17 protein-coding genes and 1 pseudogene are annotated in these 16418 nt (G+C 63.8%); 12 read left to right on the forward strand and 6 right to left on the reverse strand.

The features are described from left to right. Nucleotides 1-345, forward strand: a 345-nt coding sequence (locus tag EOA32_RS19225; RefSeq protein WP_281014864.1) for a trehalose-phosphatase, incomplete at its 5' end; no start/stop codon positions are given. Nucleotides 346-437: 92 nt separating this feature from the next. On the opposite strand, the gene EOA32_RS19230 is transcribed toward EOA32_RS19225, so the two are convergent. After that, a complete protein-coding gene (locus EOA32_RS19230; protein ID WP_066992184.1) occupies nucleotides 438-743 on the reverse strand; it encodes a hypothetical protein in 306 nt (101 codons plus the stop codon). 226 nt (nucleotides 744-969) lie between these two features. Further along, nucleotides 970-2001 carry a hydroxyacid dehydrogenase gene (locus tag EOA32_RS19235; protein WP_066992186.1) on the reverse strand — a complete coding sequence of 344 codons (1032 nt, stop codon included), beginning with the start codon at nucleotides 1999-2001 and terminating at the stop codon, nucleotides 970-972. A gap of 138 nt (nucleotides 2002-2139) precedes the next feature. Here EOA32_RS19235 and EOA32_RS19240 point away from each other — a divergent pair, with 138 nt between their 5' ends. The 5 genes from EOA32_RS19240 to EOA32_RS19260 all read left to right on the forward strand — a co-directional run bounded on the left by EOA32_RS19240 (nucleotide 2140) and on the right by EOA32_RS19260 (nucleotide 7022). Continuing rightward, entirely contained in the window at nucleotides 2140-3213 is a 1074-nt protein-coding gene (locus EOA32_RS19240; RefSeq protein WP_066992189.1) for a LacI family DNA-binding transcriptional regulator, read from the forward strand. 73 nt (nucleotides 3214-3286) lie between these two features. Beyond that, nucleotides 3287-4276, forward strand: a complete 990-nt coding sequence (locus tag EOA32_RS19245; RefSeq protein ID WP_245499323.1) for a substrate-binding domain-containing protein — start codon at nucleotides 3287-3289, stop codon at nucleotides 4274-4276. A gap of 124 nt (nucleotides 4277-4400) precedes the next feature. After that, the gene (locus tag EOA32_RS19250) at nucleotides 4401-5393 is read left to right on the forward strand and encodes an ABC transporter permease (protein ID WP_066992192.1); all 993 of its coding nucleotides are present in this window, start codon (nucleotides 4401-4403) and stop codon (nucleotides 5391-5393) included. Then, nucleotides 5390-6166, forward strand: coding sequence for an ATP-binding cassette domain-containing protein (locus EOA32_RS19255; RefSeq protein ID WP_066992195.1), 777 nt, complete (start codon nucleotides 5390-5392; stop codon nucleotides 6164-6166). The genes EOA32_RS19250 and EOA32_RS19255 overlap by 4 nt, the downstream gene beginning before the upstream one ends. A 1-nt stretch (nucleotide 6167) precedes the next feature. After that, nucleotides 6168-7022, forward strand: coding sequence for a sugar phosphate isomerase/epimerase family protein (locus EOA32_RS19260; RefSeq protein ID WP_127245842.1), 855 nt, complete (start codon nucleotides 6168-6170; stop codon nucleotides 7020-7022). Between the two features lie 5 nt (nucleotides 7023-7027). On the opposite strand, the gene EOA32_RS19265 is transcribed toward EOA32_RS19260, so the two are convergent. Next, nucleotides 7028-8686, reverse strand: a complete 1659-nt coding sequence (locus EOA32_RS19265) for a sulfatase-like hydrolase/transferase (RefSeq protein ID WP_128372582.1) — start codon at nucleotides 8684-8686, stop codon at nucleotides 7028-7030. 145 nt (nucleotides 8687-8831) lie between these two features. On the opposite strand from EOA32_RS19265, the gene EOA32_RS19270 reads away from it, so the two are divergent. The 5 genes and pseudogenes from EOA32_RS19270 to EOA32_RS19290 all read left to right on the forward strand — a co-directional run. Continuing rightward, a complete protein-coding gene (locus EOA32_RS19270) occupies nucleotides 8832-9821 on the forward strand; it encodes a TIM barrel protein (RefSeq protein WP_128372583.1) in 990 nt (329 codons plus the stop codon). Next, nucleotides 9818-10687: a MurR/RpiR family transcriptional regulator gene (locus EOA32_RS19275; RefSeq protein ID WP_128372584.1), complete on the forward strand. Its 870-nt coding sequence runs from the start codon at nucleotides 9818-9820 to the stop codon at nucleotides 10685-10687. The genes EOA32_RS19270 and EOA32_RS19275 overlap by 4 nt, the downstream gene beginning before the upstream one ends. Nucleotides 10688-10700: 13 nt before the next feature. Then, nucleotides 10701-11636, forward strand: a complete 936-nt coding sequence (locus EOA32_RS19280; protein WP_128372585.1) for a PfkB family carbohydrate kinase — start codon at nucleotides 10701-10703, stop codon at nucleotides 11634-11636. 56 nt (nucleotides 11637-11692) lie between these two features. Further along, entirely contained in the window at nucleotides 11693-12508 is an 816-nt protein-coding gene (pcaD, locus tag EOA32_RS19285; RefSeq protein WP_128372586.1) for a 3-oxoadipate enol-lactonase, read from the forward strand. Nucleotides 12509-12567: 59 nt separating this feature from the next. Further along, nucleotides 12568-12726, forward strand: a pseudogene (locus tag EOA32_RS19290) (4-hydroxybenzoate 3-monooxygenase); the annotation flags it as partial. A gap of 13 nt (nucleotides 12727-12739) precedes the next feature. Here EOA32_RS19290 and pcaF read toward each other — a convergent pair. From pcaF to EOA32_RS19305, 3 genes are read right to left on the reverse strand one after another with little or no spacing between them, the layout of a single operon-like run. After that, nucleotides 12740-13945, reverse strand: a complete 1206-nt coding sequence (gene pcaF / locus EOA32_RS19295; protein WP_128372587.1) for a 3-oxoadipyl-CoA thiolase — start codon at nucleotides 13943-13945, stop codon at nucleotides 12740-12742. Beyond that, nucleotides 13945-14745, reverse strand: a complete 801-nt coding sequence (locus tag EOA32_RS19300; protein WP_128372588.1) for a CoA-transferase subunit beta — start codon at nucleotides 14743-14745, stop codon at nucleotides 13945-13947. The genes pcaF and EOA32_RS19300 overlap by 1 nt, the downstream gene beginning before the upstream one ends. Then, nucleotides 14742-15599, reverse strand: a complete 858-nt coding sequence (locus tag EOA32_RS19305) for a CoA transferase subunit A (protein WP_128372589.1) — start codon at nucleotides 15597-15599, stop codon at nucleotides 14742-14744. The genes EOA32_RS19300 and EOA32_RS19305 overlap by 4 nt, the downstream gene beginning before the upstream one ends. Nucleotides 15600-15791: 192 nt before the next feature. Here EOA32_RS19305 and EOA32_RS19310 point away from each other — a divergent pair. Next, on the forward strand, nucleotides 15792-16418 hold a 627-nt coding region (locus tag EOA32_RS19310; RefSeq protein ID WP_145971319.1), incomplete at its 3' end, for a GntR family transcriptional regulator.

Here is a 16418-nt window from a genome sequence, read left to right on the forward strand (position 1 = left end):
GTCGAGACAGCACTTGCCCGGCTGCCGAAAGGCTACCGCGTAATTGCCGGCAATGCCGGTGTCGAACTGATGCCGCTAGAGGCGGCCAAGGGCGCCGCAATCCGGCGCTTCATGCAGCTTGAACCTTTCACCGGACGGCGTCCGGTATTCCTCGGCGACGACACGTCCGACGAAAACGGTTTTGAGACCGTCAATGCCGCGGGCGGGATCTCGATCCGCGTGAGGCCGCAGGGCGAGACCGCGGCGCGTTTCGCCATCGCCGATGTCGCCAGCGCGATCGCCTGGCTCGCGGCGAATTTCAATGACGGCTTCGAACAGACGGACCGCAGCGATCTGGTTGCCTGATCAATCTGGGAAAAGTGCGTCACGGTCCTTCGTCTGGGATCGCAAAAACGGCCCCACAACGGGGCCGTTTTGCCGGTAGCTGCACTGACTGGTTACTTGCTGCCGCCGTTCTCCTTGACGCTGCTGCAGAACTCCGGATGGCTGTTGGCTGCATTGGCGTTCTTGGCCTCGTCCTCACAAGCCGTCATCATCGCGGTCTGGTCCTCCGGCGACATTGCCTTCCACGCCTTCACGAAGGCGTCCTTGCTGACCATCGTCTTCATGCTGGAGTCGGTGTAGAAGGGCTGCATCTTGGCCGGGTCATCCAGCGCCGACGTGCCGGTTTCGCTAGCGGCGAGAGCCGAGCCGGCAACCATCGAAAGGGTCATTGCGCCAAGGCAGATCATCTTGATGTTCATGACATAACCTCCTGTTTCTCCGGATCGTTCGAGAAACGATCGTGTCATCAACGGAAGGTCCGGATCAAAGTTCCTCTATTCCCGTGAAATGCAGAAAAAATTCTGAAGAAAAAATGGTACCGAGAGGGCCGAAAACTCTCCGTGGTCCGGCCGTTAAGTTTGGTTGCACTACACCACGGGCGGCAATCATTAGCAGGAATGTTACGTTCCAGGCGACGAGGCGCGATCAGTTCCTGTCGACCGGCTTGGAGCGCATCCGTGAAACGGTCTCGCGCTCGGCGCGCTTGGAGCGCAGCGGCGGCAGACCGCGGTCGACGAGGTCCATGTCCTCCAGCACCATGTCGCCCATGCGCTTGAAGGCAACGTCGAGCGCGCCGGCGCGGTGGGCTGAGCGCAGAAAGCCGGAAAGCGAGCGCACCGGATGGTCCTTCGCCAGCGGCTCCTCGGGAAACACGTCGCTGGCCGCCACGACATGGCCGCTTTTGACCGCTTCCATCAGCGCCGGGAAATCGACGACGCCGGCGCGGCTGAGCAGGATGAAAGCGGCGCCCTGGCGCATCTTGGCGAAAGCGTCGGCGCCGAGAAAACCCTGGTTCTCGCTGGTCACCGAGGCGACGACGAAAACGAAATCGCTTTCCGACAGCACCCTTTCGAGCGAGGCCGGCTCGACGCCATGCTCCACCAGCACGGAAGGCGGTAGCCAGGGATCGAAGACCCTAGTGCGCGTTCGGAAGCCGGTCAGCAGCCGATTGAGAGCGCGGCCAAGATCGCCGAAGCCGATGATGCCGACATCCGAACCTGAGAGGAGTCGGGCCGTCTGGTTGCCGTCACCGCCCCATAGTTCCTTGCCTTGCCGGAAGGCGAGGTCGGCATCGACGATGCCGCGCGCCAGGTTTAGCGCCATGGCAAGGCCGAGTTCCGCCACCGGCTCCGCGAACACCAGGCCGGTGGTGACGACGTGAATGCCGCGGGCAAACAGCGTCTCATAGGGCATGTTGTTGATGAGATTGGTCTCGACGTTGAAGATGCAGCGCAGCGCTTTCAACCTCTCCAGCGTCTGAGGGGTGATCGGCGGCTGGCCGACGATGTAGCGGGCTTCGGCCAGCACATCTGTCGGCAACTCCGAGACGCCTTCCGGCGTTGTCTCGACGATGCGATATCTTTTGCGGAAAAGCGCCAGCTGCGGCGGCGTGAAGATCAGGTCGAGCGTGCGCGGTTCGGGTGCGCTGATCACCAGCGGCGAGGCTTTGTTGGACATGACGTTTCTCCCGGCGCGATTGGATCGCACCAATCATATCAGCGTTTTTACTCCCGATGAAACGATTTACAACAGCGAAAAATCGATTTATCGATTATGTTAACGAGAGGGCGACCACTCGCCTCCGGGAGAAGATTAATGGCGCAACAGCAGGCCCAGCAGCGGCGCGCGTCGATCCACGATGTGGCAAGCCAGGCGGGCGTGTCGGCGGCCACTGTTTCCAAGGTTCTTTCCGGCGTCACCACGGTAAAACCGGAAAACGCGCAGCGCGTCCTCGATGCCGTCGAGCTTCTGGGCTACCGCGTCGATCCGCTCGCCTCGGATATGCGCAGGGCCAAGCGTCGCATCATCGGCGCCATCATGCCGGAGTTCGAAAGCGAGTTCTTCGGCCAGATGGTGAGCGAGCTCGAAGGCCTCGCCGAGCAACGCGGCTATACGCTGGTCGCCGCCTCCAGCCGGGAATCGGAGCAACGTGAGAAGGAGATCCTCGCCCGCATGCACGACTGGCGCGTTGCCGGCGTCGTACTGGCGCCGGTGCGAAACGAGCACGGACCGGCGGCTGGTTTCATGAAAGCGAACGGCATGACAGGGGTGCTGATTGACCGCGTGCTTGCCGATGACGCCTTCGACACGGTTTCGGCCGACAGCGCGGCGGCAAGCGCCGAGGTGGCGCGCGCGCTGGTCAGCCAGGGCCATCGCCATGTTCTTGTGGTCGGTCTCGGCCAGCAGGCGGCGACCGTGCGCGCCCGGCTCGAAGGGTTTCGCAAGACGGCACTTGAGCTTGCGCCCGACATCAGGGTCGACGTCGTACTCTGCGAAAGCGATGTCGGGCCCTTGCGGACGCTGCTTCGCGATTATTTCAGCCAGCGGGAAGACGGCGGCGACAGGCCTACGGCGGTCTATTCGCTCTTCCTGAAGGGCACGCTGGTGGCGCTTTCGGAGTTTCGGCGGCGCGGCTGGCACTGCCCAAACGACATCTCGCTGGTCGGCTTCGACGACGCCGAATGGATGCAGGTGACGTGGCCGGCGATCGCCGCGGTGGTGCAGCCGGTGCGCGAGATCGCCGCCAACGCAATGGAGGTTTTGTTTCGCAGGATCGAAGGCGAGCGCGGCCCGCCGAGGGCGCGGCTCGAACCTTGCAAGGTGTTCATGCGGGAATCCGTTGGCTCGCCAGGCAGCGTCCCGCATTCCGGGGGAGGAGACCGACAATAACCCCCATTGTCGAAAACGGAAGAAGAGTGCCGGCCCTGGCCGAGGCATCCGGCGCAAACAAACGGAGGACGGAATGACATCGCTTTCCACAAAGATAAATCGATTTACTCTCGCATTGGGCGTGGCGCTTACCTTTGCCGCGGTCGGCACTGCTAAGGCCGAGGACGGCGAATATGGCGTGCTGATGAAGACCTTGGCCAATCCGTTCTGGGGCGCGATGGCGCAGGGCGTCGCCGACGGCGCCAAGGAAGCCGGCGTGAAATACTTCCAGCAGGCGGCCGAAAGCGACCAGGCGGCCGAGCCGCAGCTCAACCTCTGCAACACGATGCTCGAGCGCAAGCCGGTGGCGATGATCACCGCCGCCATCAACTCGACCAACCTCTTGCCCTGCCTGAAATCGGCGCAGGATGCCGGCATCAAGATCGTCGATCTCGACAACAATCTCGACCAGGCGGTTCTCGACAAGGAAAGCGTCAAGGTCACCTTCCATATCGGTTCCGACAACGTCGCCGCGGGTGCGCAAGGGGCCGAATATCTCGTCTCCAAGCTTGGCAAGGACGCCAAGGGTCCGGTGCTGGTGATCGAGGGTCTCTCAGGCAACATCACCGGCGAGAAGCGCGCCAAGGGCTTTGCCGACAAGCTCAAGGAACTGGCGCCGGGGCTCGAGGTGGTCGCCTCGCTGCCGGGCGATTGGGATCGCGGCAAGGCCGCCTCGATCGCCACCGACACACTGACGGCGCATCCCGATCTGGTTGCCATCTTCTGCGCCAACGACGGCATGGCGTTGGGCGCCGTGGAATCGGTCTACGCCGCCGGCAAGGGCGAGCAGGTGACGATCATCGGCGTGGACGGCAATGTCGACGCGGTGAAGTCGATCAAGGAAGGCCGCCTGAACGCTTCCGTCGCCCAGCTTCCCTATCTCGTCGGCAAGCAGGCGGTCGAGAACGTCAAGAAGGCGCTGGCTGGCGAGAAGGTCGAGGAAAGCATCGCGGTGCCCACCCTGGTGCTGACCAAGGACGTGCTCGACGCCGGCAAGGAGCCGATGCTGCAATATGTGAAGTAAGAGAAGGGAGTAGGGGAGTAGGTCCGTAGGGGAGTAGGAGGAGGAAGGTTTGCACTTCCAAGACCCGGCTCTCTCCCGTTCACTTCCCTATTCCCCTACTTCCCTACCCAGAAGGGTGAAAACCATGGCTTCCGAAACGGCGCAGCCCGGGTTTTGGGCTCGGGTGCAGCGCGCATCCGTCGAGAGGCTCCACATCAGGCTGGAGTCGCTGCTGGTGCTTGTGCTGCTGAGCGCGGCGATGGCGCTTCTGTCGCCTTTCTTCCTGTCGCTCAGCAATTTTCTCAACATCCTGCTCGCGACATCGACGATCGGCGTGCTGGCGATCGCCGCGACCTTCGTCATCGGTTCCGGTGGGCTCGATCTGTCGCTTGGATCGGTCATGGGCCTTGCTGGCGTGGCGGGAGCCTTCGTCGCCGTCAACCTCGGCTGGCCATCGGTGTTCGCGGTGATCGCCTGCATTCTGGCAGGAAGTATCGCCGGCTACATCAACGGCCAACTGGTCACCCGCGCCTTCGTGCCCGCCTTCATCGTCACGCTCGGCATGCTGGGCCTTGCGCGCGGGCTGGCGCTCGTCATCTCACAGGGCAGGGCGATCTACGGCCTGCCGCCGGAGATCGTCTATATCGGACAAGGGAGGCCGCTCGGCATTCCGATGCCCGTCATCATCTTCGTGCTGACGGCGATCGTCGCGCATACGGTGCTTGCCTATACGCGCTTCGGTCGCCACACGTTGGCGCTCGGCGACAGCGAAGGCGCGGCGCGCGCCGCCGGCATCCGCGTCGAGCAGCATCGCCGCATCATCTACACGCTCTCCGGCGCGCTTGCCGGGCTTGCAGGTCTCTTGTTCACCGCCCGCGTCAATGCGGGCGACCCGACCGCAGGCATCAACTATGAGCTCACCGCGATCACCGCGGCGATCATCGGCGGCACCAACCTGTTCGGCGGCCGTGCCTCGATCCTCGGCACCATGATCGGCGCTCTGATCATGGGCGTGCTGCAGAACGGGCTGACGCTGCTTGCCGTGCAATCCTATTACCAGCAGATGGCGATCGGCGCGGTTCTCATCCTCGCGGTCTTCATCGACCAGTATCAGGTGCGGAAGGAGTCGCGCGTATGACCCTGCTTTCGCTCCACAAGATCCGCAAAAGCTTCGGGGCGGTCGACGTGCTGCATGGCGTCGACCTGTCGGTCGCGGCCGGCGAGGTGGTCGGGCTGGTCGGCGACAACGGCGCCGGCAAGTCGACGCTGATGAAGACCATCACCGGCATCTACCGCGCCGACACCGGCTCGATCGAGTTCGACGGCAAGGACATCCTCGCCCTCGACCCCGGCCAGCGGCGCCGGCTCGGCATCGAGATGATCTATCAGGATCTGTCCTTGGCCAAGCAGCAGGACGTGGCCTCCAACATTTTCCTTGGCCGCGAGCCGACGAAAAGGCTGCTCGGCCTCTTCCCCGGCTTTGTCGACAAGACCGAGATGGATCGGCAGGCGGCGCGGATGATCGAGCGGCTCGGGGCGCACTTGCCGTCGATCAGTCGTTCCGTCGGCTCCTTCTCCGGCGGCCAGCAGCAGACGGTGGCGATCGCGCGGGCGCTCACCTTCAACCCGAAGCTCGTCATCATGGACGAGCCGACGGCGGCGCTCGCCGTGCGCGAGGTGCAGAGCGTGCTCGATCTCATCCGGCGGCTGAAGTCTGAAGGCATCGCCGTCATTTTGATTTCGCACCGGCTGAATGACGTGCTGTCGGTCACCGACCGCATCGTCGTGCTGCGCCACGGCAGGGCGGATGCCGATCTCGTCACCGCCAAAACCAACATGAACGAAGTCGTCAGCCGCATCGTCGGCGGCGGCGACACGGCCGCCGCGGCGGCGCACGAGCAACGAGGCTGATATGAATGTTTTCGGACTGCACACTTTCGCCATCGCTCCGGTCTGGGATCTGGCCCGCATCGAGCCGCAGATGGACCGGCTGAAGGAGCTCGGCATTGGCCTGATGGAGATCCCGCTGCTCAGACCTGAGGAGATCGACACCAAGCGCACGCGCGGTTTTGCAAACCATTATGGCGTGCAGCTCATTCCGTCGCTCGGCTTGCCGCGCGCACTCGACGTGGTGGAGCGGCCGGAAGAGGCGCTCGATTTCCTGCAGCCGGCCTTCAACGTCTGCAACGAGGTGGGCGCCGAGGCGCTCGGCGGCGTCACCTATGGCACGATCGGCAAGACCACCGGCCGGGCGCCGACGCAGCGGGAGATCGACGGCATGTGCCGCTTCCTCGAACGGGCGGCAAAGTCGGCGAAGGCCCGCAGCCTGAAGCTCGGCATCGAACCCTGCAACCGCTACGAGACGCATCTGATCAACCGCGGCATCGACGCGGCGCGCATCATCGAGCGCATCGGCGCCGACAACATCTTCATCCATCTCGACACCTACCACATGCATATCGAGGAAGAGAGCTTCGCGGCCGGCTTCGAGGCGGCGGCGCCCTTCCTCGGCTATGTCCATGTGTCGGAGGCCAATCGCGGCGTGCCGGGGCGCGGCATGCTGAACTGGGCAGCCTGCATGAAGGCGATCGCCGACATCGGCTATGAGGGCCCGATCACGCTCGAAAGCATGAACCATGTCGACGTCGACATCGCCGGCGGGCTCGCGGTATGGCGCCCCGTGGCGGAAGACCCGCGCGACGTCATCGAGGTGGGGCTGCCCTTCCTGCGCGACGAAGCGAAGAAGGCGGGGCTGACACTCGGGTAACGAAGCTACTTGCCCCGGCGCGTCAGCCAGCGGCGACGCGCCTCCTGCTGTTCGGCGAGTTCGGCCTCGTCCCAGTAGCCGATGAGCACGCCGGAGCCGATGATCGGGTCGAAATGCCCGACCTTGTCGTCGATCTCTGTCAGCCACTCGTCGGGGACGGTGATGCGGTTGTTGGGCAACGCCAGCCAGCGCATCAGCATTTTGCTCAGCCGCTCGATGTCGCCGGCGGCCGACGGCTCGCGGCCGAGGTCGCGCAATTCGCCGGGGTCGTTCTGGAGATCGAAGAACATCGGCTCGACACCTTCGCCATGGACGAGTTTGAAACGGCCGTCGGTGATCATGTAGAGCTTGCAGCCCGACACCGGCATGGCGAGTCTCAGCCGCGCCGCATCGCCGCTGTAGTCATATTCGCTGATGGCATAGTTGCGCAGGCTCTTCCGCTCACCCGAAGTCAGCGACAGCAGCGAGCGGCCTTCGAGGACATGCGGCTTGGGCTCGCCGCCGAAATAATCGAGGAAGGTGGGCGCGAGATCGATCATCTCGACCAGCGCGTCCGACGTGGTTCCTCTTGTGACGTCGGCTTCCGGACGAGGATCGTAGACGATCATCGGCACCTTCACCGCGACGTCGTGGAACAGGTATTTCTCGCCGAGCCAATGGTCGCCGAGATAGTCGCCATGGTCAGAAGTGAAGACGACAAGCGTATTCTCGAACAGGCCGCACTTCTCCATGAAGTCGAACAAAAGGCCAAGCTGATCGTCGATCTGCTTGATCAGGCCCATGTAGCAGGGAACGACCGTTTCGCGGACCTCATCGCGCGAGAAGTTCTTCGAATACCGCTCCTGCTGGAAAGCCTCGAAGATCGGATTTGGCGAGACGCGCTCGGCTTCGCTGCGAACAGGCGGCTGGATCTCCGCCTTGCCGTACATGGCGTGGTAGGGCGCCGGCACGATATAGGGCCAGTGCGGCTTGATGTAGGAAAGATGCGCGCACCAGGCTTCGCCCTTGGCTTCGGCGTCCTCGATGAAGCGCATGGCGCGGCGCGTCATGTAAGACGTCTCGGAATGCTCCTCCGGAATGCGCGCCGCCTTGTCGGCATGGACGAGCAGCCAGCCGTTGAAATTCTCGCCATTCTCGCCTTCGCCGGAATTCGCCCAATGCTCCCAAGGATTTTCGGCCTCGAAGCCGTGCTGGCGCAGATAGGAGTCGTAGGCCGGATCGGGGTCGTAGCTGGTCGAGGGGTGCAGGCCGTCATCGCGCTCGAACGGCTCGAAGCCGTATTCCGCGACACGCACGCCGATGACGGAATCCTTGGCGATGCCGAGGCGCTCCATGCCTTCCTCGTCGGCCTTCATATGTGTCTTGCCGATGAGCGCACAACGCACGCCGACCTCGCGCAGATGGTCGCCCAGCGTCGGCTCGCCGACCCTGAGCGGCACGCCATTATGCGTCGAGCCGTGCGAGCGGACGTAGCGGCCGGTATAGGCGCTCATGCGCGAGGGGCCGCAGACCGTCGATTGCACATAGGCATTCGTGAAACGCACGCCGCGGCTGGCGAGCCGGTCGATGTTCGGCGTCGTCAGGCTCTTGTGCCCGGCGCAGCTCAGATAATCGAACCGCAGCTGGTCGCACATGATGAAAAGGACGTTGCGTTTCGAGGTCATTGCTGCCCGTCGGAATGGTTCTCGAACCCGGTAATGCCAGAACAATCAGCGCATGCCAACCAGGGCAACCAGCCTGTACAGCTCACCAGAGAACTTTACAAAATCATTTTTCCATGTGAAGTCTCAGGCATCCCAAGGATCCCAAATGACATCCCACCGTTTTGCCACCCGTCTCAATTCCTTCGCCTCGCGGCCTGAGGCGGAGTGGGCCGGGCTCACCGGGAAGCCCTCGGTGCTGCAGATGGCGGAGCGGGCCGCCAAGGTCGAGGGGCTCACCGATCTCGATCTCAACTATCCCGACCATATCGGTGAAAACCCCAGGGAAATCGCACGGTGGCTTGGTGATCTTGGGCTTTCCATCAATGGCTTCGCGATGCGCTACTATTCCAATCCCGCCTTCAAGCTCGGCGCGTTCACCAATCCCGATCCGGCAGTGCGGCGTGAAGCCATCGACCTTACCAAGGCTGGCATCGATGCGGCGCGAGAGGCCGGCGCCGGTCTCATGACATTGTGGCTGGGGCAGGATGGTTTCGACTACGCTTTCCAGGCCGACTACGCGGCACTTTGGCAACACGAAATCGACGGTATTCGTGAAGTTGCGGCGCATGACCTCGATTGCGCCATCAGTCTCGAATATAAGCCGAACGAGCCGCGTTCCTATTCGCTGATGCCGGATGCCGCGACCACGTTGCTGGCGATCCGCGAGGCCGGCCTGCCCAATCTCGGCGTCACCCTCGACTTCGCGCATGTTCTTTATGCCGACGAGCAACCGGCCTTTGCCGCCGCTCTTGTCGCCCGTCACAGCAGGTTGCTCGGCGTTCATCTCAACGATGGCTACGCCAAGCGCGACGACGGCCTGATGGTCGGCGCCGTGCACACGCTGCAGACCATCGAGCTGCTGCGCCAGATACGCAGGGACGGCTACGCCGGTGCCATCTATTTCGACACCTTTCCGGACATGACCGGTCTCGACCCGGTGCGCGAATGCGAGGTCAACATCGCCACCGTCAAGCGCATGTTGCGGGTCGTCGAGCGGCTGGAGCGGGACAATCGGTTGGCGGCTGCCCTCGATGGGCAGGACGCGGTTGCCTCGCAGGCTATCGTCCACGAAATTCTGCTCGGAGCTGCAGGATGACGTCCGCGGATCTCCGGGCCGTGGGGCCGCGCATCCGCATGATGATGCCGCATCTCACACCGCTGGAGGCAAAGGTGGTGGAAACCGTGTTCGGCCGCCGCGGGTTCGACGAGACGATCCCTTTGAAGGAGATCGCTGACGAGGCCGGCGTTTCCGAGGCGATGGTGGTGAAGATTGCCAAGAAGCTGGGCTTCTCCGGCTATCGCGACTTCCGGACGGCAGTCTGCGAATACAGCCGCTCGCCGACCGCCGAGATGCATCGGGAACTCTCCGTCGACGACAGTTCGGCCGAGATCGTGCAAAAGGTCTTTCGCACTTCCATACAGGCGCTGGAGGAAACGCTGGCGATCCTTGACATCGGCAATTTCGACCGGGCCGCCGACCTCATTTATCGATCCAAGCATCGCGACTTCTATGGAGTCGGCGGTTCGGCTCAGATTGCCCGGGATGTCTCGCACAAGTTCCTGCGCATCGGCATCCGCGCGGCGGTTTACGACGATTCCCACATGATGCTCATGTCGGCCTCGCTCCTCGGCGCCGAAGACATTGCCGTCGGCTTTTCCCATTCCGGCAACAGCAGCGCGGTGATTGATGCCGTTCAGCTCGCCAGAAAGAACGGCGCCCGCACGCTTGCCATAACCAATTACGCCAACTCGCCGCTGGCAGCCGAGGCGGATGTCGTGCTCTGCTCGACCGCGCGGGGGTCGCCGCTGATGGGCGAGAATGCGGCCGCCCGTATCGCCCAGCTCAACATCCTGGATGCGCTGTTCGTCGCGGTGGCGCAGCGCGACTACCAGGCGGCGGAGCACAATCTCGGCCGCACCATGTCGGCGGTGACGACGAAACGCCGAGACAAGTACAGATGAAAGATCGTCGCGGATGAGCGTTGCTTCAGCGGGGCTGGTGGCCGTGTTCGGCAGCCTGCATTACGACATCCTGGTCGACGCACCGGATCGTCCGCGCAAGGGCGAGACGGTGACCGGTTTCGGCTGGCAGCCGAAATGCGGCGGCAAGGGCGGCAATCAGGCTCTGTCGGCGGCGCGCGCGGGGGCGAGGTCGGCGATGATCGGCGCCGTCGGCGACGACGATTTCGGCCGTGCGCTGCTCGCCAATCTCAGCCGCAGCAATGTCGATCACCGCTTCGTGCGAGTAGAACCGGGGACCCGATCAGGCATGAGCGTGGCCATCTTCGACGACGATGGCGACTACGGCGCGGTGATCGTTTCCGGCAGCAATCTGACACTCGGCGAAAAGAATGTCGCGGCGGCCGCCGGTCTGCTCGCGCAGACTTCGGTGCTGCTGCTGCAGAACGAAGTTCCGGAAATCGCCAACATCGCTGCCGCGCGCGCGGCGAAGGCTCACGGCTGCTGCGTCGTGCTCAACGCGGCGCCGGCCCGGCCGCTGCCCGCCGAACTCACCGGGCTCGTCGACATCGTGATCACCAACGCCATAGAGGCGGAGTTCCTGGCCGGCATTCCGGTCGTCGACACGCTTGAAGGCGCAACTGAGGCAGCGCGGCAATTGGCAATCGTTTATCCGGCTGCAATCGTCACCGCCGGCGGCGATGGCGTCGCCTATCACGATCGCGATGGCCGCGCCTTTGCGCTTGCCGCCATTCCGGTGAAGGTGGTCAGCACCCATGGCGCAGGTGACGAATTCGTCGGTGCCTTTGCGGCTGCGCTTGCTCGCGGCGAGCCCACCGAGGCCGCCATCGCCGCCGCGAATGCCGCCGCCGCCCTGCTGGTCTCGACGCCGGAGGCGGATCGCCAGACGCCCCCTCAAAAGATCCAAGGCGGCGTGCACCGTCCAGAGTAGCCTTCGGTTTACCGATCTAGACAACTGGTGCAATGTTGGTTTGGAGGATCGAGATCGTGCCATTCGTCAGTATCGGCGGCATTGCGTTGCACCATCGCCTTATCGCCGGGACGGCTGCTGCGCGCCCGATCATCTTCATCAATTCGCTCGGCACCGACTTGCGGATCTGGGACGATGTCGTCGCACGGCTTGCCGGTGAGATGCCGATGCTCGTCTATGACAAGCGCGGCCACGGACTTTCCGACATCGGCAGCGGCGTGCGCTCGATCGACGACCATGTCGACGATCTGAGCGCGCTCATCGATTGCTTCGGCTTCCAGAAGGTCGTGCTTTTTGGCCTGTCGGTCGGCGGCATGGTCGCGCAGGGGTTCTATGCACGGCGCCCCGAACTCGTCGAAGCGCTGATTCTCAGCGACACCGCGCACAAAATAGGCACCGCCGAGAGCTGGAACAGCCGCATCGCGACGGTCGAGCGTGACGGCATCGAGGTGATTGCCGATGGCATCATGAAGGTGTGGTTCACGCCGGATTTTCATGCCAACCGCGCCGCCGAGCTTGCCGGTTGCCGCAACATGCTGACCAGGCAGGCGCTGCCGGGTTACATCGGCACGTGCATGGCGGTTCGCGATGCGGATTTCACCGACAGCGCGCGCCGCATCGCGGTGCCGACGCTCTGCATCGGCGGCGACCAGGACGGTTCGACGCCGCCCAATCTCGTACGCTCGCTTGCCCACCTGATCCCCGGCGCGCGCTTCGAGCTGATCCGCGGCGCCGGGCACATTCCCTGCATCGAGCAGCCCGATGCGCTCGTCGCCCTGATCCGCGCCTTCGTCGCGTCGTTGCCTGAGGGAAAGCATCTCCATGGGCGATGACGCAAACAATACCAACCGATACCGGACCGGGCTCGAGGGCGACGCATCGCATCGATTGCGAGGCGGTGCGCTTCTCCTGGTGGACGACGATCCTTCACCGCTTCCCCGAGGCGGGTGAGTTCGGTCAGCGCATCCAGGAAGCCGAGCTCAATTATCTCGTACACTCCAAAGCCGCCTCGACCGCGCTGGCGGAGAACTATGTCGGCCTGCCTTACTGAGCGGGCCGAGCCGTCAGGCCCGTTCCAGTGCAATCGCAATGCCCTGGCCGACGCCGATGCACATGGTGGCCAAAGCGCAGCGTCCGCCGCGCTCGCGCAGCTCCACCGCCGCCGTGCCGGTGATGCGCGCGCCCGACATGCCAAGCGGATGACCGAGCGCGATCGCGCCGCCGTTGGGGTTCACATGCTCCGCCTGCTCGGAAATTCCGAGTTCGCGCAGCACGGCAATCCCTTGCGAGGCGAAGGCTTCGTTCAACTCGACGACGTCGAATTGGTCAGGCCTCAAGCCGAGACGGGCGCAGAGCTTTTTGGTTGCCGGCGCGGGACCGATACCCATGATGCGCGGCGCGACGCCGGCAACAGCACCGCCGAGAATGCGGGCGATCGGCGTCAGGCCATGTTTCCTGGCCGCCGCTTCGGAGGCGATGATCAGCGCGGCAGCACCGTCATTGACGCCGGAGGCGTTGCCGGCAGTCACGGTGCCGCCCTGGCGGAACGGCGTCGGCAGCTTGGCCAGCGCCTCGATGGTCGTGCCGGCGCGGGGATGCTCGTCCTTCGAGACGACGATTGGCTCGCCTTTTCTTTGCGGGATCGCCACCGGCGTGATCTCCTTCGCCAGCCGGCCATTGGCCTGCGCCGCAACAGCCTTGTCCTGGCTGCGCGCGGCAAAGGCGTCCTGGTCGGCTCTGCTGACCGAAAACTCCTCGGCGACGTTCTCGCCTGTCTCCGGCATGGAATCGACGCCGTACTGCTTCCTCATCAGCGGGTTGACGAAGCGCCAGCCGATGGTGGTGTCGTAGATCTCGGCATTGCGCGAGAAGGCGGTGTCGGCCTTCGGCATGACGAAGGGCGCGCGGCTCATCGATTCCACCCCGCCGGCAATCATCAGCTCGGCCTCGCCGGCCCTGATGTCTCGGGCGGCGATGGTGACGGCATCCATGCCCGAGCCGCACAACCGATTGACCGTCGAACCCGGAATGTCCTGGGGAAGGCCGGCCAGCAGCAGCGCCATGCGGGCGACGTTGCGGTTGTCCTCGCCGGCCTGGTTGGCGCAGCCAAAGACGACGTCGTCGACCGCGGCCCAGTCGACTCCCAAGTTGCGCTCGACCAACGCCTTCAGCGGAATGGCGGCGAGATCGTCGGCTCGCACCGAGGATAGCGCGCCGCCAAAACGGCCGATCGGCGTGCGGATGTAGTCGCAGATGAAGGCATCAGTCATTATGCAGCTTTCCCTTTGGCGGTACCCGCATGCGCGACCTTGCTGCGCGCCTGCAAATCGCGCAACGTCTTCAGCTCGAGTTCCGTCGGCGCCGGCGTCTCGTCAAGCGCCTCGGCAAACTTTGCTTCCCAGCCACAGGTCGCCTGCACCTCTTCGCGGGTGACGCCGGGATGCAGCGACACGACGGTGAATTCCTTGGTGACACGGTCCGGCTTCCAGACGGCGAGGTCGGTGATCAGCAAGGTCGGACCGGCGGTGTCGATGCCGAGCCGCTTGCGGTGGTCACCGCCTTCGCCATGGCCGAAGGAGGTGAAGAAGTCGATCTTTTCGACCATGCCGCGCTTCGACTGCGCCATGGTGATGTAGACCTCTCGCGAGGAGGTGGCGATTTCCGGCGCGCCGCCGCCGCCGGGCAGCCGCGTCTTGGGATGCGCATAGTCGCCGATGACTGTAGTGTTGATGTTGCCGAATTTGTCGAGCTGGGCGGCGCCAAGGAAGCCTATCGAGATGCGGCCGCCTTGCAGCCAATAGCGGAACATCTCCAACACCGCGACGGTGGTGACCGCCGTCTCGCACAATTCGCCGTCGCCGATCGACAGCGGCAAAATGTGGGGCGCGGTGCCGATGGTGCCGCTCTCGTAGATCAGCGTGATGTCCGGCGCATGGGTCAGCCGCGCGACATTGCAGGCGGCCGACGGCGCCCCGATGCCGACAAAGCAGACATCGTCGTTCTTCAGCGCACGGCTGGCGGCGATCGTCATCATCTCGTTGGGGGTGAAGCCCAGATCATTCTCGCTCATGCGGCTTTCCTCAGATGCTTGACGCGAGCAGCGAAGTCGTCTGCGCTGCTCTCGATGACGTTCTTCTGCATCCATGCCTGAAAGCGGTCGCGGTCGGCGGCGATCTCGTCCCATTCGAGATAGGCGGAGTTGTCGCGCTCGTAATAGCCATGCGTGTAGGAGGGATGGGAGCCGCCCGGCACGATCGAGATTGCCGCGATCGTCCAATTCGGCAGCACGGTGAGATTGGGGTGGAGATCGTCGAAACTGTCGACCACTTCTTCGACAGTCACCACGGCGCGTTTGGCCGCGAGCACGGCCTCCTTCTGGATGCCGATGATGCCCTCGACCAGCACATTGCCTTTGCGGTCGGCCTTCTGCGCGTGGATGAAGGCGACGTCGGGCCGGATCGCCGGAACGGCGGCTAGCACCTCGCCGGTAAACGGGCAGGTTATGGACTTGATGTTTGCATTGATGGCGGCAAGGCCTGCGCCGCGATAGCCGCGGAACACCGCGCAGGGCAGGCCGGCGGCACCCGCCTCATAGGCGTTGGCCATGCCGGCGTGGCTGTGCTCCTCGACCTCGATCGGCCGTGGAAAGCCGTTCTCGATGGCGTCGCGAACGCGCCTGAGTAGGCCGACGCCGGGATTGCCGAGATAGGAGAAGACGATCTTCTTGGCCATGCCCATGCCGATCATCTGATCGTAGATCAGGTCGGGCGTCATGCGGATCAGCGTCAGGTCGCTAAAGCCCTGGCGGATTGCCTCATGGGCCGCGGCGGTCGGGATCAAATGGGTGAAGCCCTCGAAGGCGACCGTATCGCCATCGTGCAGAGTCTCCGCAACGGCCTTTTTCAGCGGCAGGAAGTTGACCATCGTCCATTGCTCCGGAGATCAAGGTTCATATCGGAGCATATGAGAGCGCCCCTCTCGCGTCACTATGAGGATGCCTGCAGGCAGATGAGGTGCAGCACAAAACAATCGGGCCATGCGGGACGTGGCCGTTGACGCTTCGTCTCACATACGCTAATGAACAGGATTATACAGGTTCATTGAACAGGTATCCATATGGCCCGTCGCGCGACGCAACTCACTCCCGGCACGGGCAAGCCCGAGCAGATCGCGACGGTTCTGGAGCACGAGATCCGCTCAGGCGTGCTCGGCTTCGGCGATCGCCTGCAGAGCGAGAACGAGCTCGTCCAGCGCTTCTCGGTCAGCCGCAACACGGTTCGCAAAGGGCTGGAAGAGCTTTCAAGCCGCGGCCTCATCACCACCAAGGTCGGCATCGGGTCCTTCGTCACTTTCGACGGCATGCCGGTCGATGACGCGATCGGCTGGTCGCGCGCGCTCGCCAATGCGGGCGCCAATGCCGAAACCCGGACGCTTAGGCTCGAGATCATCGAGGATGCCGAGCTCGCGGCAAAGCTCGGTGTCGAGAGCTCGTCTTTCATCGCCGTCGATCGCGTCCGTACCAATGCCGATGACGGCCATGCGATCTCGATCGAACGCAGCCGCCTGCCACTGTCGCCCGAGCTGGAAGACGTGCCGCTGCGCGGGCTTCGCGAACGCTCGCTGCACCAGACGCTGCGCGGGGCAGGGCTGGTGTCCGACCATGGCGAGGAGTGGGTCGACATCGAGATGCTCAGCGCTGCTGATGCCGCCATCCTCGATTGCGCTCCGGGCACGCCGTTCCTC

Origin of the sequence: Mesorhizobium sp. M1A.F.Ca.ET.072.01.1.1 (assembly GCF_004023325.1) — a bacterium.
In the GTDB taxonomy this organism is placed as follows: Bacteria; Pseudomonadota; Alphaproteobacteria; order Rhizobiales; family Rhizobiaceae; genus Mesorhizobium.

Coding starts and splice junctions, on each gene's coding strand:
- EOA32_RS19255 (WP_066992195.1), top strand. CDS start 5,390: ATGACCCTGCTTTCGCTCCACAAGATCCGCAAAAGCTTCGGGGCGGTC.
- EOA32_RS19230 (WP_066992184.1), bottom strand. CDS start 743: ATGAACATCAAGATGATCTGCCTTGGCGCAATGACCCTTTCGATGGTT.
- EOA32_RS19305 (WP_128372589.1), bottom strand. CDS start 15,599: ATGGTCAACTTCCTGCCGCTGAAAAAGGCCGTTGCGGAGACTCTGCAC.
- EOA32_RS19270 (WP_128372583.1), top strand. CDS start 8,832: ATGACATCCCACCGTTTTGCCACCCGTCTCAATTCCTTCGCCTCGCGG.
- EOA32_RS19260 (WP_127245842.1), top strand. CDS start 6,168: ATGAATGTTTTCGGACTGCACACTTTCGCCATCGCTCCGGTCTGGGAT.
- EOA32_RS19235 (WP_066992186.1), bottom strand. CDS start 2,001: ATGTCCAACAAAGCCTCGCCGCTGGTGATCAGCGCACCCGAACCGCGC.
- EOA32_RS19280 (WP_128372585.1), top strand. CDS start 10,701: ATGAGCGTTGCTTCAGCGGGGCTGGTGGCCGTGTTCGGCAGCCTGCAT.
- EOA32_RS19245 (WP_245499323.1), top strand. CDS start 3,287: ATGACATCGCTTTCCACAAAGATAAATCGATTTACTCTCGCATTGGGC.
- EOA32_RS19265 (WP_128372582.1), bottom strand. CDS start 8,686: ATGACCTCGAAACGCAACGTCCTTTTCATCATGTGCGACCAGCTGCGG.
- EOA32_RS19250 (WP_066992192.1), top strand. CDS start 4,401: ATGGCTTCCGAAACGGCGCAGCCCGGGTTTTGGGCTCGGGTGCAGCGC.
- EOA32_RS19300 (WP_128372588.1), bottom strand. CDS start 14,745: ATGAGCGAGAATGATCTGGGCTTCACCCCCAACGAGATGATGACGATC.
- pcaF (WP_128372587.1), bottom strand. CDS start 13,945: ATGACTGATGCCTTCATCTGCGACTACATCCGCACGCCGATCGGCCGT.
- EOA32_RS19240 (WP_066992189.1), top strand. CDS start 2,140: ATGGCGCAACAGCAGGCCCAGCAGCGGCGCGCGTCGATCCACGATGTG.
- EOA32_RS19275 (WP_128372584.1), top strand. CDS start 9,818: ATGACGTCCGCGGATCTCCGGGCCGTGGGGCCGCGCATCCGCATGATG.